We start from the raw sequence: 16,129 nt of genomic DNA on the forward strand, positions 1-16,129 counted from the left end.
GCCCGAGAGGACCCTCGACCACATGACGCCCCGCCGGCCCCTGCCCTCCCGCCCCGTCGCCGACCCCGGCGCGATCGTCGTCGGAGCGGACTGGCGGATCACCGTGCTGACCGACGGGCTGGTGCGGCTCGAGCACTCCCCCGACGGCGGCTTCGAGGACCGCGCATCGACCTTCGCGCTCAACCGCGACCTGCCGGTTCCGTCGTTCCGGGTGGTCGAGACCGACACCCACGTCGAGGTGCTCACCGCCCGGTTCCACCTCGTCTATGACCGCCGACCCTTCAGCACGAGCGGGCTCAGCGTCTCGGTGCTGGGCGACATCAGCGCCTACCACTCGGTGTGGCGTTACGGCGAGGACGGCGACGGCCTCGGCGGCACCGCGCGCACGCTCGACCTGGCCGACGGCGCTATCCCGCTGGAGCCGGGCGTCGCGTCCCGGCAGGGGTTCGCGGTCCTCGACGACTCGCGCTCGATGGTGTTCGACGACGAGGGCTGGGTGACCCCTCGCGACGGCTCGCGCACCGACCTCTACGTCTTCGCGTACGGCCACGACTACCGCGCGGCCCTCGACGCCTTCTACGCCGTGTCCGGGCCGACGCCCCTGCTCCCCCGCTTCGCGCTGGGCAACTGGTGGAGCCGTTTCCACCGGTACACCGCCGACAGCTACGCGGCCCTGCTCGACCGGTTCGACGCCGAGGGCCTCCCGTTCAGCGTCGCGGTCCTCGACATGGACTGGCACCTCACCGACATCGACCCCGCGCTCGGCAGCGGCTGGACCGGCTACACCTGGAACCGGTCGCTCTTCCCCGACCCCGCCAAGTTCCTGGCCTCCCTGCACGAGCGCGGCCTGCGCGTGACGCTCAACGTGCACCCCGCGGACGGCGTCCGCACGCACGAGGACGCGTACCCGGCGATGGTCCGGGCGCTCGGGGTGCCGTCCGGCGACCCGATCCCGTTCGACGTCACCGACCGGGCGTTCCTGGACGCGTACTTCGACGTGCTGCACCGCGGGCTCGAGGACGACGGCGTCGACTTCTGGTGGCTGGACTGGCAGTCGGGCCCGCACTCCCGCGTCGCGGGCATCGACCCGCTGTGGATGCTCAACCACTTCCACTTCCTCGACAACGCGCGCGACGGGCGCCGGCCGCTGACGTTCTCCCGCTACGCCGGCCCCGGCAGCCACCGGTACCCGGTCGGGTTCAGCGGCGACACCGTCATCTCGTGGGCGTCGCTGGCGTTCCAGCCGTACTTCACGGCCACCGCGTCGAACATCGGCTACGGCTGGTGGAGCCACGACATCGGCGGCCACATGTTCGGCGGCAAGGACGACGAGCTGGCCACCCGGTGGCTCCAGCTCGGCGTGTTCTCCCCGATCCTGCGGCTGCACTCGTCGGCCAACGAGTTCACGACGAAGGAGCCGTGGACGTACTCGCACGAGGCCCGCGCCGTGATGACGTCGCACCTGCGCCTGCGCCACCGCCTCGTGCCGTACCTGCACACCATGAACCACCGGGCCGCGGCCGGTCGACCGCTGGTCGAGCCGCTGTACCACCAGTGGCCGTCGGCTCCCGAGGCGTACGACCAGCCAAACCAGTACCTCTTCGGCAGCTCCCTGCTGGTGGCGCCGCTGACCACGCCGGCCGACCCGCGCACGCGCCTCGCCGCCGTCCGCGGCTGGCTCCCGTCGGGCACCTGGGTGGACGTGTTCACCGGTCTCGTCTACGACGGCGGTCGCGAGCTCCTGCTGCACCGCGACCTGTCGACCATCCCCGTGCTCGCGCCCGCCGGCGCGATCGTGCCGCTCGACGGCGCCGCCGTTCCGTCCAACGACCCCGTGAACCCGGCGTCGCTCGAGGTGCTCGTCGTCGTCGGCGCGGACGGGTCGTTCACGCTGGTCGAGGACGACGGAAGCCTCGACGGCGTCGCGACGACCCCGCTCGCGTTTTCGCAGGCCACGGGCACGTTCTCTGCGGGCCCGGCTCGCGGCACTCTCGACTGCCTGCCGGCCACACGCACCTGGACCATCACGTTCTTGGCGTCCGACGGCTCCCCGAACGCCTCGGTCGACGGCGTCGTCGCTGCCGGTTCCCTGCTGCGCGCCGACGACCGGGTCTCGCTCAGGGTCGAGGACATCCCGGTCGGCGCGACGCTCACGGTCACGCTCGGCGACGACCCGCGGCTCGCGCCGAACGACGTCGCCGGCCGCCTGTTCACCCTCCTGGACCGCGCGCAGATCAGCTACGACCTCAAGACGCGCGTGCAGTCGATCGCCACGTCCGACGCCCCGCTGTCCGTCCGCATCAGCCACCTGCAGGCCCTGCAGCTGGACGCGTCGCTCTCGGCGGCGGTCAACGAGCTCCTGCTGGCCCGCCCCTGACCAAGCCATGAGCGCCGTCACGCGGGCCGATGACGTCTGCCAGGGCTTGCTCGTCGCGCGAACCCGACATGAGGACCGCGTGGACCCACGCACACGGCACTGATGTCGGGGTCGGCGGACGGTCGTCAGACGAGGTGCTGCACCAGGGTGCCGACGCCGTCCGCCAGCGTGATGTCCGCGAGCGCGCCGTTGACCAGCGCCAGCTGCGGCGGGACGTGCCCGATGTCCAGGTCGTACAGGACGGGGACGTCGAGCGGGCCGAGGGCGTCCCGCACGGCGTCGAGCTGCGTGAACCCCGGCGACCCCGGCGCCGACGTGCGGCCGACCAGCACCGCGTTCGCCCGGTCGAACCACCCGGCGAGGCGCAGGTGGTGGAGCATGCGCCCGGCGGTGAACGCGTCGACCTCGGCGACCTCGACGTAGACCAGCAGCCCCTCCGGCGCGTGCCGGTCCGCGAACCCCGCGACGTCGCCGTACGGCGTCCCGGGCAGCATCGAGATCGTCTCCAGGCAGCCGCCGATGAGTCGCCCGCGCACCGTGTCGACCTCGTCGCGCGCGAGGCTCTTCCATCGCGCGGGCGTCGTGAGCACCTGCTTCGTGACCTCGGGATGCACCACGAAGTCCGGCCACGACTCCTGGGACCAGCGCGCGGCACCCTGCGCGACCCCGGCGCCCGGCGGTGCCGACGCGAGGTCGAGCCAGTGCCGGAGCGGGTCGGGCACGACGAACGGGGTGTCCATGAGCGCCGGCCCGTGCAGGGTCGCCGTGCCCGTCAGGAGCGTCAGCGGGAGCAGCAGGGTGCTGGTGTCGGAGTAGCCGACGAGCCACGTCGGGGCGGACCGGGCGACCGCGTCGAAGTCCAGCAGCGGCAGCAGGTCGATCGCGAGCTCACCGCCCCACGGCGGGACGATCGCGCGGATGCGCGGATCGGTGAGCATCGCGATCAGCTCCGCGGCCCGCTCGGCCGCCGGCGCGCTCGTCGGACCCGTCCCGTCCATGCACCGCCCGACCTCGACCTCGAAGCCGCGCCGGCGCAGGTCGTCGAGGCAGAAGTCGAGGCGCGGCTGCATGTCGTCAGAGACGCCCGACGACGGCGACGTCACCCCGATGACGTCGCCGCGCTGCAGCGGAGCCGGGTAGCGCACGATGAGGTCCTCTCCGCAGCGGCCGACCAAGCCATCGGCGTCGTCAACCGACCGTATGGCGGCGCTGAGGGCTTGGTCGACACGGAGCGCCTCGAGGCCCGCCCGCGTTGCGCTGCGGGTCAGTCCTCGGAGCGGTGGTGGAGGATGCGGGCCACCTCGGCGATCGTGCCCGACATCGACGGGTAGACCGTGGCGGTCTCGGCCAGCTGGTCGGTGGTCAGGCGGTGGGTCACGGCGAGGGTCAGCGGGTAGATGGACTCGCTGGCGCGCGGTCCGACGACGACTGCGCCGAGGACCGTGCCGCTGCCGGCGTGGGCGAAGATCTTGATGAACCCGTCGCGGACGCCCAGCATCTTGGCGCGCGGGTTGCGGGCCAGCGGCAGCATGCTCACGGTGTACTTCACACCCTCGGCGTGCAGCTGCGTCTCGGACCAGCCGACGGTCGCGATCTCGGGCAACGTGAAGATATTGGCGGACACGCCGCGCAGCGACAGCGGCTTCACGGCGTCGCCGAGCGCGTGGGCCATGGCGAGGCGGCCCTGCATGGCGGCGACCGACGCGAGCGGCAGCACGCCGGTCACGTCGCCGGCCGCGTAGATCCCGCGGACGTTGGTCCGCGAGACCTTGTCCACCTCGATGTGACCGGACGGCGTGAGCCGCACGCCGGCCTCCTCGAGGCCGAGACCCGAGGTGGTGGGGATGGAGCCGACCGCGAACAGCACGTGCGACCCCTCGATGACGCGGCCGTCGGACAGGGTCACCTCGACGCCGTCGGCGGTGCGCCGGGCACCGGACGCCCGCGACTGGGACATGACCGTCATGCCGCGGGTCTTGAACACGTCCTCGAGCAGCTGGGCGGCGTCGGCGTCCTCGCCGGGCAGCACGCGGTCGCGGCTGGACACCAGCACGACGTCGGCGCCGAGCGACGTGTAGGCGCCGGCGAACTCGGCGCCGGTCACGCCCGAGCCGACGACGATGAGCCGCGTCGGCAGCGCCGGCAGGTCGTACACCTGGGTCCACGTGAGGATGCGCTCGCCGTCCGGCCGGGCCTCGGGGAGCTTGCGGGGGGTCGCGCCGGTGGCCACGAGGATGACGTCGGCGTCGAGCGCGAGGTCGTCGGCACCCTGCGGGGTCGTCACGACGACGCGGGACGGCCCGTCGAGGTGCCCGTGGCCGAGGACGATCTTCACGCCCTCGCGCTCGAGGCGCGCCCGGATGTCCGCAGACTGGGCGGCCGCGAGCGCCTTGACGCGCGTGTTCACCGCAGCGAGGTCGATGCGGTGTCTCAGCTGCTCGAGGGTGCCGCCCACGGCGCCGGACAGCAGGGTGCCGTCGAGCCGGATGCCCAGCTCGGGGGCGCGGTCCGCGATGGTCATCCACTCGGCGGTCGCGATCAGCGTCTTGGACGGGACGACGTCGGTCAGGACCGCGGCGCCACCCATCCCGGCGGCCTCGACGACGGTGACGTCCGCCCCGAGCCGGCGGCCGACGAGGGCCGCCTCGTACCCGCCGGGGCCCCCTCCGACGATGACGACGCGAGGAGCGGGCGATGACGGCGCGGGGGTGCTCACGGAGACCCATTCTGCCGGTCCGGCGGCGCGAGGCCAGGCGGGAACCGAGCGTTAACCTCGGACCATGAGCGACGTCACACCCCTCCCCGACCTCGACGACCCCACGACCGACCCGTTCGACGTCGCCCGGGCGGCCGCCGCATACCTCGCGCAGGCCACCGGCGTGGAGCGCCACGACGTGCTCCTGGTGCTCGGATCTGGCTGGGGCGGCGCCGCCGACCTGCTCGGTGAGACGGTCGCGGAGGTGCCGAGCCACGAGATCCCCGGCTTCTCGGCACCGGCGGTGGCCGGCCACGGCGCGACGACCCGGTCCATCCGGATCGAGGGCACCGACCGGCACGCGCTCGTGCTCGGATCGCGCACCCACCTGTACGAGGGCCGCGGCGTGCGGCGGGTGGTGCACGGGGTCCGCACCGCGGCGGCCGCCGGCGCCACGACGGTCGTCCTCACCAACGGCTGCGGCGGCCTCAACCCCGCCTGGCTGCCCGGGACGCCCGTGCTCATCCGCGACCACATCAACCTCACGGCCACCTCCCCCCTCGAGGGCGCGACGTTCGTCGACCTCACCGACCTGTACTCGGCTCGGCTCCGGGCGGTCGCGCGGGAGATCGACCCCACGCTCGACGACGGCGTCTACGTGCAGTTCCCAGGCCCCCACTACGAGACGCCCGCCGAGGTGAAGATGGCCGGGATCCTCGGCGGCGACCTCGTCGGCATGTCCACCACGCTCGAGGCCATCGCGGCCCGGCACGCCGGGCTCGAGGTGCTCGGCATCTCGCTCATGACGAACCTCGGCGCGGGGATCTCCGCCGTCCCGTTGTCCCACGCCGAGGTGCTCGAGGCCGGCGTCGCGGCGGGACCCCGGATCAGCGCCCTGCTGGCCCAGATCGTCCGCAGGCTCTAGGGAAGCGCGCGCGGGTCGTCCTGAGTACGTTGGCCCCATGACCGGCGACGATGCGTGGGCAGGCCTCGAGGCGCGGGTGCGAACCTGGATCGACGACGACCCCGATCCCCAGACGGCGGACGAGCTCCGCGAGCTGCTCGACCTCGCCCGAGCCGAACCGCCGGCGATCGCGGAAGGCGACGAGCCCGACCCGACGCAGCGGCAGGAGCTCGACGCCCGGTCGGCGGCCCGCGCCGAGCTGGCGGACCGGTTCAGCGGGCTGCTCCAGTTCGGCACCGCGGGACTGCGCGGCCGGCTCGGCGGCGGTCCGCACCGGATGAACCGCGCGGTCGTCATCCGCGCCGCCTCCGGCCTGGCCGACTACCTGCTCGGCGAGCTCGACGGCGTGCACCCCGCGCCGCGCGTGGTCATCGGGTACGACGCCCGGCACAAGTCCGTGGACTTCGCGCGCGACTCGGCGGCGGTGCTGACCGCGGTCGGCATCGAGGTGCTGGTCCTGCCGTCGGCGCTCCCGACCCCGGTGCTGGCCTTCGCGGTCCGGCACCTCGCCGCCGACGCCGGGATCATGGTCACGGCGTCGCACAACCCGCCGCAGGACAACGGCTACAAGGTCTACCTGGGCGGCCGGGTGGTCACCGACTCCGGCCAGGGCGCGCAGATCGTGCCCCCGGCCGACGCGGCCATCGCCGCCGAGATCGCGCACGTGCCCTCGGTCGCGTCGGTCCCGCGCGCCGCGAGCGGCTGGACGATCCTCGGGCCGGAGGTCGTCGACGACTACGTCCGCAACGTCGTCGCCCTCGCGCCGACCGACGAGGCGACCCGGGCCGCCGCCAAGCGCCTCCGCATCGTGCTCACGCCGCTGCACGGCGTCGGCGGCGAGGTCGCGCAGCGCGTGCTGAACGAGGCCGGGTTCACCGACGTGCTCGTCGTGCCGGAGCAGGCCGAGCCGGACGGCGACTTCCCGAGCATCGCGTTCCCCAACCCGGAGGAGCCGGGCGCCATCGACCTGGCCATCGGCCTGGCCAGCGACGAGCTCGCCGACCTGGTGATCGCGCTCGACCCCGACGCCGACCGCTGCGGCGTCGGCGCCCAGGACCTGCGCCACCGATCGTTCCGTGGCCCGGACACGGCCGAGGCCGAGGGCTGGCGCATCCTGCACGGCGACGAGACCGGGTCGCTGCTCGGCGCGGCCTTCGCGGCCGGCGGCGGCAACCCGAACGGGTCGTACTTCGCCAGCTCGATCGTCTCGTCGCGCCTGCTGGGCAAGATCGCGAGCGCCGCGGGCTACGGCTACGCGCAGACGCTCACGGGATTCAAGTGGATCTCCCGCGTCGACGGCCTGGTGTTCGGGTACGAGGAGGCGCTCGGCTACTGCGTCGACCCCGCGCACGTGCGCGACAAGGACGGCATCTCGGCCGCGTTGCTGGTCGCGGGCCTGGCCGCCCGGCTCAAGGCGGAGGGCCGCACGGTGGTCGACGCCCTCGACGACCTGGCCCGGGTGCACGGCCTGCACCTGACCGACCAGGTCTCAGCCCGGTTCGTCGACCTCGCGCAGATCGGCGAGACCGTGCACCGCGTGCGCAACCGACCGCCGAGAACCCTCGGCGGGTCGCGCGTGACCGAGGTGGTGGACCTGGCCACCGGCACCGACGACGACCGCGACGGCCTGCCGCCCACCGAGGGCCTACGCCTGCTCACGGAGGACGGCACCCGCGTGATCGTGCGGCCCAGCGGCACGGAGCCCAAGGTCAAGTGCTACCTGGAGGTCGTCGTGCCCGTGGCGCCGTCAGCCGACCACAAAGCGGTCGGGCGGGCCCGCACGCAGGCCCGCGCGCGGCTCGACGCGGTCGCCACGGACGTCCGGGCGGCCTTGGGTATCTAGCGCGTCTTGGAGCAGCTCACCTGCGGCACCAGCACCCCGGCGTCCCCGGGCGCGGTGCCCTGGAACCCGAAGGTCGTGGTGGCACCCTCCTTCAGGCTGCCGTTGTAGTCCATGTTCTCGGCGGTCACCTGACTGCCGCGGGTGCCCAGGCGCGAGTTCCACACCGTGGAGATCTGCTCCCCCGCGGGCATGACCCAGGTGACGGCCCAGCCCTCCACCCCTGTGCTGCCCCCGGTGACGACCACCTGGCCCTGGAACCAGTTCTGGCCCTCGGAGGACCAGTGGTTGGTCACCGTGTACACGGCCTGGCAGGCGCTCGCGGGCATGGGCTCCGGGGGCGCGACTCCGCCCTCGGTAGGGCTCGGGCTCGACGGCACGGGTGCCGGGTTCGGCTGCGCGGCGGGCGGCTGCCTCGTCGGGGTGGGCGTCGGCGTGGGGGTGGCGGGCGGCTCCGTCGGCTCYGGCGTCGGCTCGGCCGTCGGCGCGGGGGCCACGACCCCGCTGAGGGCGAGGTCGGCGGCGGCGAAGGGTGTGACGGCCACGTTGACGTCGGGCGTCGCCGGCCGGCCGTCGCAGCTGCGCGCGGGGTCGAAGCTGGCGTACGCCCCGGAGGTGCACGTGAAGTCCACGACCGCGTCCCCGGCGACGACGACGGTCCCGCCGAGCCGTGCGCCGGACCGGACGACCGCGACGTCCCGCACGACCGCGTCCTCGCCGACCACGGCGCCGGCCTCCACCCATGCCCGACCCTCGATGCGGGCGTTCCCGTGCACCTGCGAGTCGCCGCGCACCACGGCGTCGGGGCCGACGAACGCCGTGGGGTCGACGCTCGCGGCGTCGTCCACCCAGCCGCCCCCGTTCGGGTGCCGGTGACCACCGGCCGTCGCGGGCCGGGACGCGTCGTCCGCGACGGTCGCGCCCGACAGCCGGAACTCGTACGGGTACCGGGTCACGTCGCCGTACCCGTCGGTCGCTGCGTGGGGGCGGTGCTCCGTGGGCGTCCCGGCGACGACCAGGTACAGCTCCTGCTCCCCCGCGCGCAGCGTGAACTGGACGTCCTGGTCGAGGCTCTCCGTCACGGGGCTGTACCGGGGTGTCTGGCCGCGCAGTGCGACGAAGCCGAAGCTCAGGCCGGCGTCGGCGGCCTCGCCGTGCCCTCGCAGGCGCAGGTGGACGTCCGAGGTTCCCGGGTCCGGGGTCAGCCGCACGATGGTGAAGCCGTAGTCGGAGGGCGCGAACGCGTCGAGCACGCGGTAGTGCCCGGGGTCGCCCTCGACGCTCTCGACCGGCGTCGTCCGGTCGGCGAGCAGCACCGGGTCCAGGCCCGCGACGGCCGCCGTGATCGCGCTGCGGTCGGTGAAGTCCCAGGTGACGGTGCGCAGGGCGTACTCCGCGACGCGGCGGTTCAGGTCCGCCTGCGTGAGCCCGGTGAGCCGCTTGTACGCGCTGAGGGGGTCCTCGCCGGCCTGCGCGTCCCGCCACAGCTCGCCGAGCAGCTGCTCTCCGTCGCGCTCGGCCAGGTACTGCAGCAGGAGCCAGCTGCCGTCGCCCAGCCGCGGGCTCGCCCAGTGCAGCTGCGGGCTGCGGACGAGGTCGGCGGCGTCACCGATCCCGCCCGGGGCGGCCACGGTGGCGAGGTAGGCGGCGCTGGCGGACCGGAACGTCGCGGCGTCGTCGGACGCGAGGCCGCGACCGGGCGTGTCCAGGGCCGCGAAGCCCTGCACCACCTCGGCGAATCCCCGGGCCAGCTCCCACGACGGGTCGAACTCCGAGCCGCCCACCGGGTCGGCCCCGGCGGTCGCGGTCGCGGACTCGTGCCCACGGGCGGTCAGCGCCGAGACGTCCACGCGCAGCAGCCCGACGCCGTCGACCACGCTGCCGGTCGCCCCGCGCGGCTGCTGCGACAGACCGCCGGTCGGCGGGACGACCCCATCGCCCGTCGACGAGCCGGGGCCGTCCGACCACGTCCCGTCGACGACGACGACGACCGCGTGATCGGCGATCGCCCCGTCGTCGGCCGCGACGCCCAGGTCGTGCACGTCGAGCGCGTACAGGGCGTCGAGCTGCGCGACGGCGCGCTCGGGGTCGAACCGGAGCGCGCCGGGAGCGTCCGACGGGTGCGCACCGGCGCGGTCGCCCCAGGCGAGGACGACGTCGCGACCCTCGCGCACATGGGCGAGCTTCCAGGACTCCGCCCACGCCGCGGGCACCTCGAGGGACTTGTCGKGGCGCAGGTGCTGCACGACGGCGGCGAGCCCGAGACCGACCGCCAGCGCGGTCACGAGCGCGACAGCGAGCGTCGCGCCGCGTCCCCACCGACCCATGCCGTGCCTGTCCCCTCGCCATGGCCGCCAACGGCCGCCCCACTGTCTCCGACGCCCCGCGACCAGTCAATCGCGGGCACAACCACCGACGGGTGATTCTGGGTCGCGTGCTCATATGAGCAGAGAACGCTACGAGTGTTGCGGGACCTCCACGGGGTGCCTACTGTGGAGACGTGATCGAGTCGGACGAGCTGCTGTCCATCCGCGCAGCCGAGCTGTACTACGAGGACGACAAGACGCAGGACGAGATCGGGTCGATCCTGCGACTCACGCGATGGAAGGTCGGCCGGCTGCTCGCGCAGGCCAAGGCGGACGGCTTCATCCGCATCGAGATCGTGCACCCCCGCGCCCGTCGGCTGCCGATCGAGCGTCGACTGCGCGAGACGTGCGGCCTGGCGGACGCGATCGTCGTCTCGTCGGCCGGCATCGACGACCAGGAGGACCTCCAGTCGCGCGTGGCACAGGCGGCCGCCGACTACCTCACCGCCCTGCGGCCCGTGCCGCGCACGCTCGGCATCAGCTGGGGCCGTACGCTGCACGAGATCTCGGTGCACCTCGAGGACGGCTGGGCGCCCGGCGTCGACGTCGTGCAGGTCAACGGCGGCGTGAGCCTGACCCGGCGGACGGGCACCGCGGCGACCACCGCGGTCACCATCGCGCAGAAGGGCCGGGGTCAGGCGGCGCTGCTGCCCAGCCCGGCCATCCTCGAGCGCCTCGAGACCAAGCAGGCGATCGAGGCGGACCGCGCGGTCGCCGCCGTCCTCGGTCTGGCCTCGACCGCCAACGCGTACCTGTTCAGCGCGGGGCCGGCCGACGAGACGTCGGTCCTGGTGGACAGCGGCTACCTCACGGCCGCCGACGTCGCCGGGCTGGTGCAGCGGGGGGCCGTCGGCGACGTCCTCGGCAGGTACATCGACGCCGCCGGTGGCATCGTCGATGTCGAGCTCGACGAGCGGACGGTCGGCCTGCCGCTCGAGAACCTCCGCGCGGCGGCGCACAGCATCGCCGTCATCTCCGGCCCGACCAAGCACGCCGTCGCCGCGGCCGTCGTCGGCAGCGGACTCTGCACGGTKCTCGTCACGGACGAGGACACTGCGACAAGCCTCATCGAGAAGCACACGAACAGCGAGGATCACGCATGACAGGCACTCAGATCGCCCACGCCGACCGCGCGCTCGCGCTGCTCGGCGGTGAGGCGAACGACGCCAACCTGCGGCGCTACCTGCAGGGCATCCCGGGGGTCGACGCCGTCGGGCTCGAGCAGCGGGCGGCCGGCCTCGGCACGCGCTCCATCAAGACCACGTCGAAGGCGTGGGCGCTGGACCGGATCATCGGGCTCATCGACCTGACCACGCTCGAGGGCGCGGACACGCCCGGCAAGGTGCGCTCGCTCGTCGCGAAGGCCGTCACGCCCGACCCGGCCGACCCGAGCTGCCCGCGCGTCGCCGCGGTGTGCGTGTACGGCGACATGGTCCCGCACGCCGTGCAGGCGCTCGGGTCCTCGCACGGCGACCCCGACCGGGGTGGCATCGCGGTGGCGGCGGTCGCGACGGCGTTCCCCAGCGGGCGCGCCTCGCGGTCGATCAAGCTGGAGGACACCAAGGACGCGGTCGCGGCGGGGGCCGACGAGATCGACATGGTCATCGACCGCGGCGCCTTCCTCGCCGGCAGGTACGGCCAGGTCTACGACGAGATCGTCGCCGTCAAGGAGGCCTGCCGCCGCACGGACGGCACCTCCGCGCACCTCAAGGTGATCCTCGAGACGGGCGAGCTGACCACCTACGACAACGTGCGCCGGGCGTCCTGGCTCGCGATCCTCGCGGGCGGCGACTTCATCAAGACGTCGACGGGCAAGGTCGCGCCCGCCGCGACGCTGCCGGTCACCCTGCTCATGCTCGAGGTCGTGCGCGACTGGTACCGGCTCAGCGGGGACAAGGTCGGCGTGAAGCCGGCCGGCGGCATCCGGGCGTCGAAGGACGCGATCAAGTACCTGGTGACGGTCGCCGAGACGGTCGGTGAGGAGTGGCTGACCCCGCACCTGTTCCGGTTCGGCGCCTCGAGCCTGCTCAACGACGTGCTGCTGCAGCGCCAGAAGATGACGACCGGCCACTACTCCGGTCCCGACTACGTGACGATCGACTGAGGGGCCCTTCTGATGTCATTCCTCGAGTACGCCCCGGCGCCCGAGTCGCAGGCGATCCTGAACCTGCGCAGCGAGTACGGCCTGTTCATCGGCGGTGAGTTCCGCGAGGGCCACGGCACGCCGTTCGCCTCGATCTCGCCGGCCACCGAGAAGCACCTCGCGACGATCGCGACCGCCGACGAAGCCGACGTGGACGCCGCGGTGGCCGCCGCCCGCCGCGCCTACGACAAGGTCTGGTCGCGGATGTCGGGCGCCGACCGCGGCAAGTACCTGTTCCGGATCGCGCGCCTGCTGCAGGAGCGCGCCCGGGAGCTCGCCGTCGCCGAGAGCCTCGACAACGGCAAGCCCATCAAGGAGTCGCGCGACGTCGACGTCCCGCTGGTCGCGGCGTGGTTCTTCTACTACGCAGGCTGGGCCGACAAGCTCGACCACGTGGGCCTGGGCGCGAACCCGGCTCCCCTGGGCGTCGCCGCGCAGGTGATCCCGTGGAACTTCCCGCTGCTCATGCTCGCGTGGAAGATCGCCCCGGCGCTGGCCGCCGGCAACACGGTCGTGCTCAAGCCGGCCGAGACCACGTCGCTGACCGCGCTGCTGTTCGCCGAGATCGTGCAGCAGGCCGACCTGCCGGCCGGCGTCGTCAACATCGTCACGGGCGCGGGCCAGACGGGCGCGACGCTCGTGGGCCACGGCGACGTGGACAAGGTGGCGTTCACCGGGTCGACGTCCGTGGGCCGGGCGATCGCGAAGCAGGTGGCGGGCACGCGCAAGAAGCTGACCCTCGAGCTGGGCGGCAAGGCGGCGAACATCGTGTTCGACGACGCACCCATCGACCAGGCCATCGAGGGCATCGTCAACGGGATCTTCTTCAACCAGGGCCACGTGTGCTGCGCGGGCAGCCGCCTGCTGGTGCAGGAGTCGATCCACGACGAGGTCGTCGACCGGCTGAAGAACCGGCTCTCGACCCTGCGCCTGGGCGACCCGCTGGACAAGAACACCGACATCGGCGCGATCAACAGCGCCGAGCAGCTGGAGCGGATCCGGACGCTCAGCGACATCGGCGAGGCCGAGGGGGCCGAGCGCTGGACGGCCGCGTGCACGATCCCCGAGAACGGGTTCTGGTACGCACCGACCATCTTCACCAACGTGTCCACCAGCCACCGCATCGCCCGTGAGGAGATCTTCGGGCCGGTGCTGAGCGTGCTCACGTTCCGCACGCCGGCCGAGGCGATCGCCAAGGCCAACAACACGCCCTACGGCCTGTCCGCCGGCATCTGGACCGACAAGGGCAGCCGCATCCTCGCGGTCGCGGACAAGCTCCGCGCGGGCGTCGTCTGGGCCAACACGTTCAACCGCTTCGACCCGTCCAGCCCCTTCGGCGGCTACAAGGAGTCCGGGTACGGCCGCGAGGGCGGCCGGCACGGCATCGCCGCGTACCTCAAGAACGGAGCCGCCAAGTGAGCCGCCTGGCCGTGCCCAAGACGTACAAGCTCTACATCGGTGGTGCGTTCCCGCGCAGCGAGTCGGGCCGCACCTACGAGATCGTCGGCGCCAAGGGGGCGTTCCTGGCCAACGCCGCCAAGGCGTCCCGCAAGGACGCCCGCGACGCGGTCGTTGCCGCGCGGGGTGCCGTCGCCGGCTGGTCGGGTGCGACCGCGTACAACCGCGGCCAGGTCCTCTACCGCGTCGCCGAGATCCTCGAGGGCCGTCGGGCGCAGTTCGTCGCCGAGATCGTCGACGCCGAGGGCGTCTCGAACTCCGTCGCGACCGCGCAGGTCGACGCGGCCATCGACCGCTGGGTCTGGTACGCGGGCTGGTGCGACAAGTACGCGCAGGTGGCCGGAAACGCCAACCCCGTGGCCGGGCCGTACTTCAACATCTCGGTGCCGGAGCCCACGGGCGTGGTCGCGATCATCGCGCCGCAGGACTCGTCGCTGCTCGGCCTGGTGTCGGCGGTGGCCCCCGCGCTGGTCGGCGGCAACACGGTCGTCGTGGTGGCCAGCGAGAAGCTACCCCTGTCGGCGATCAGCCTGGCCGAGGTGCTCGCGACGAGCGACGTGCCCAAGGGCGTCGTCAACGTGCTTACGGGCTCCCCGGCCGAGATCGCACCGTGGCTGGCCAGCCACGCGGACGTCAACGCGCTCGACCTCGTGGGCGCCGGCGACCTCGACTGGATCGACCTGCAGATCGCGGCGGCGGACACGCTCAAGCGCGTGCTGCCGCCAGAGAACGGGCCGGACGCCGCGGCGCCCTCCCTGGACCGGATCACCGCCTTCTCCGAGACGAAGACGGTGTGGCACACGAAGGGCCTGATCTAGGCGGTCGCGTGGCCCCGCACWTGCGGGGCCACGGACCACTCAGGCGCGGTGCCGGCTGCCCCGGGCGGTGGCGTACGCGGGCAGCAGCACCTGCTCGATGAGCGCCATCCGCTCGTCGTGGTGCAGGAACGTGTGCTGGGCCGCGGTCACCGCGACGTCGCGCATGTCGGCGAGCGTCCAGCCGGCCTCCTCGACGAGGAGCGTGAGCTCGCGGGTCAGCGACGTGCCGGACTGCAGCCGGTTGTCGGTGTTGACCGTGACCGCGAAGCCGAGCTCCTTGAGCTTGGTGATCGGGTGCGCAGCCACCGACTCGGCGGCGCCGGTCTGCACGTTCGAGGACGGGCACAGCTCGAGCGGGATGCGCCGGTCGCGGACCCAGTGGGCGAGCCGGCCGAGCTTGTCGCCCAGCTCGTCGGCCGTCACGTCGTCGATGAGCCGGACGCCGTGGCCGATGCGGCTGGCGTGGGCCACGTGCAGGGCCTCGGCGATCGACTCCAGGCCGGCCGCCTCGCCCGCGTGCACCGTCGCCGGGAAGTCGGCGTTCTCGAGGGTGGCGAAGGCCGTGGCCTGCCGCGACGGCGGGAAGCCGATCTCGGCGCCGGCGATGTCGAAGCCGACCACGCCGTTGTCGCGGTTCTCCAGGGCCAGGGCGGCGATCTCGTCACCCCGGTCCGCGTGCCGCATCGCGGTGATCAGGGTGCCGATGCGGATCGAGCGTCCCTGCGACGCCGCCTCGGCGATGCCCTCGGCGAAGCCGGCCTGCACGGCGTCGACCACCTGCTGCAGGCTGAGCCCCTTGCTGAGGTGCTGCTCTGGCGCGTAGCGCTGCTCGGCGTAGACCACGCCGTCCGCGGCGAGGTCGAGCACGGACTCGCGCGCCACCCGGCGCAGGCCGTCCTCGGTCTGCATCACCGCGACGGTGTGGTCGAAGGTCTCGAGGTAGCGCACCAGGGTCCCGGAGCTCGCCGCCTCGACGAACCAGCGGCCCAGCTCGTCCGCGTCGGTGGACGGCAGCTCGTAGCCGATCTCGGCGGCCAGCTCGATGATGGTCGCGGGGCGCAGGCCCCCGTCGAGGTGGTCGTGCAGCACGACCTTGGGCAGTCCGGGGATCAGTGCGACGAGCGACGCGACGGCGTCGGTGGCCGCGGGCGCGTCGGTGGCCTCGGGCGTGTCGGAAGGGGACGTCATGGCCTCACCGTAGCGGGACGAACCGCCCAGGGCCGTGTCAGCCGGCGTCGACCCCGTCGTCGTCCGGCACCTCGGAGTCCTGCTCGACGACGTCCGCCTCGTCCGCGCGGCCGTCCCGGTCGGCGCGGGCGAAGTCCGGTTCGTAATCCTCGGGATCCACCGCGTCGTCGGCGGCATCGCCGAGGCGTCGGGGCTCGTCCGGGTCGACCGGCGCTAGCCCGCCATCCCGCCACGCGTCGTTCCCGGGCACCGTGCTCATTGCTCCATCGTCCCCCCGTCG

Annotated in this window: 12 protein-coding genes; 7 read left to right on the top strand and 5 right to left on the bottom strand. The window is 73.3% G+C overall.

Annotated elements, in window-relative coordinates:
* The first annotated feature begins 22 nt into the window (after positions 1–22).
* Complete coding sequence (locus AC1DYZ_RS10495; protein WP_477065138.1) at positions 23–2,377, top strand: glycoside hydrolase family 31 protein; 2,355 nt, start codon at positions 23–25, stop codon at positions 2,375–2,377.
* Positions 2,378–2,502: 125 nt separating this feature from the next.
* Here the strand turns inward: AC1DYZ_RS10495 and AC1DYZ_RS10500 are convergent, their stop codons facing one another.
* Both AC1DYZ_RS10500 and AC1DYZ_RS10505 read right to left on the bottom strand, forming a co-directional pair.
* A complete protein-coding gene (locus tag AC1DYZ_RS10500; protein ID WP_477065139.1) occupies positions 2,503–3,522 on the bottom strand; it encodes a S66 family peptidase in 1,020 nt (339 codons plus the stop codon).
* 119 nt (positions 3,523–3,641) lie between these two features.
* The gene (locus AC1DYZ_RS10505) at positions 3,642–5,093 is read right to left on the bottom strand and encodes an NAD(P)H-quinone dehydrogenase (RefSeq protein ID WP_477065140.1); all 1,452 of its coding nucleotides are present in this window, start codon (positions 5,091–5,093) and stop codon (positions 3,642–3,644) included.
* Between the two features lie 64 nt (positions 5,094–5,157).
* Here AC1DYZ_RS10505 and AC1DYZ_RS10510 point away from each other — a divergent pair, with 64 nt between their 5' ends.
* Both AC1DYZ_RS10510 and AC1DYZ_RS10515 read left to right on the top strand, forming a co-directional pair.
* Entirely contained in the window at positions 5,158–5,997 is an 840-nt protein-coding gene (locus AC1DYZ_RS10510) for a purine-nucleoside phosphorylase (protein ID WP_477065141.1), read from the top strand.
* Between the two features lie 37 nt (positions 5,998–6,034).
* Entirely contained in the window at positions 6,035–7,879 is a 1,845-nt protein-coding gene (locus tag AC1DYZ_RS10515; protein ID WP_477065142.1) for a phospho-sugar mutase, read from the top strand.
* Here the strand turns inward: AC1DYZ_RS10515 and AC1DYZ_RS10520 are convergent.
* A complete protein-coding gene (locus tag AC1DYZ_RS10520) occupies positions 7,876–10,203 on the bottom strand; it encodes a DUF6055 domain-containing protein (protein WP_477065143.1) in 2,328 nt (775 codons plus the stop codon). The two genes, AC1DYZ_RS10515 and AC1DYZ_RS10520, sit on opposite strands and share 4 nt — an antisense overlap.
* A gap of 173 nt (positions 10,204–10,376) precedes the next feature.
* On the opposite strand from AC1DYZ_RS10520, the gene AC1DYZ_RS10525 reads away from it, so the two are divergent.
* The 4 genes from AC1DYZ_RS10525 to AC1DYZ_RS10540 are packed head-to-tail and all read left to right on the top strand — an operon-like array spanning position 10,377 to position 14,661.
* Positions 10,377–11,345, top strand: a complete 969-nt coding sequence (locus tag AC1DYZ_RS10525; protein ID WP_477065144.1) for a sugar-binding transcriptional regulator — start codon at positions 10,377–10,379, stop codon at positions 11,343–11,345.
* A complete protein-coding gene (deoC, locus tag AC1DYZ_RS10530; protein WP_477065145.1) occupies positions 11,342–12,346 on the top strand; it encodes a deoxyribose-phosphate aldolase in 1,005 nt (334 codons plus the stop codon). The genes AC1DYZ_RS10525 and deoC overlap by 4 nt, the downstream gene beginning before the upstream one ends.
* A 12-nt stretch (positions 12,347–12,358) precedes the next feature.
* Complete coding sequence (locus AC1DYZ_RS10535) at positions 12,359–13,804, top strand: aldehyde dehydrogenase family protein (RefSeq protein ID WP_477065146.1); 1,446 nt, start codon at positions 12,359–12,361, stop codon at positions 13,802–13,804.
* Positions 13,801–14,661, top strand: coding sequence for an aldehyde dehydrogenase family protein (locus AC1DYZ_RS10540; protein ID WP_477065147.1), 861 nt, complete (start codon positions 13,801–13,803; stop codon positions 14,659–14,661). The genes AC1DYZ_RS10535 and AC1DYZ_RS10540 overlap by 4 nt, the downstream gene beginning before the upstream one ends.
* Positions 14,662–14,700: 39 nt before the next feature.
* Here the strand turns inward: AC1DYZ_RS10540 and AC1DYZ_RS10545 are convergent, their stop codons facing one another.
* Together AC1DYZ_RS10545 and AC1DYZ_RS10550 are read right to left on the bottom strand one after the other, a co-directional pair.
* Positions 14,701–15,849, bottom strand: coding sequence for an adenosine deaminase (locus tag AC1DYZ_RS10545; RefSeq protein WP_477065148.1), 1,149 nt, complete (start codon positions 15,847–15,849; stop codon positions 14,701–14,703).
* 37 nt (positions 15,850–15,886) lie between these two features.
* The gene (locus AC1DYZ_RS10550; RefSeq protein ID WP_477065149.1) at positions 15,887–16,108 is read right to left on the bottom strand and encodes a hypothetical protein; all 222 of its coding nucleotides are present in this window, start codon (positions 16,106–16,108) and stop codon (positions 15,887–15,889) included.
* Between the last annotated feature and the right edge of the window lie 21 nt (positions 16,109–16,129).

The sequence above is a fragment of the Cellulomonas sp. P1_C4 genome (assembly GCF_056406355.1).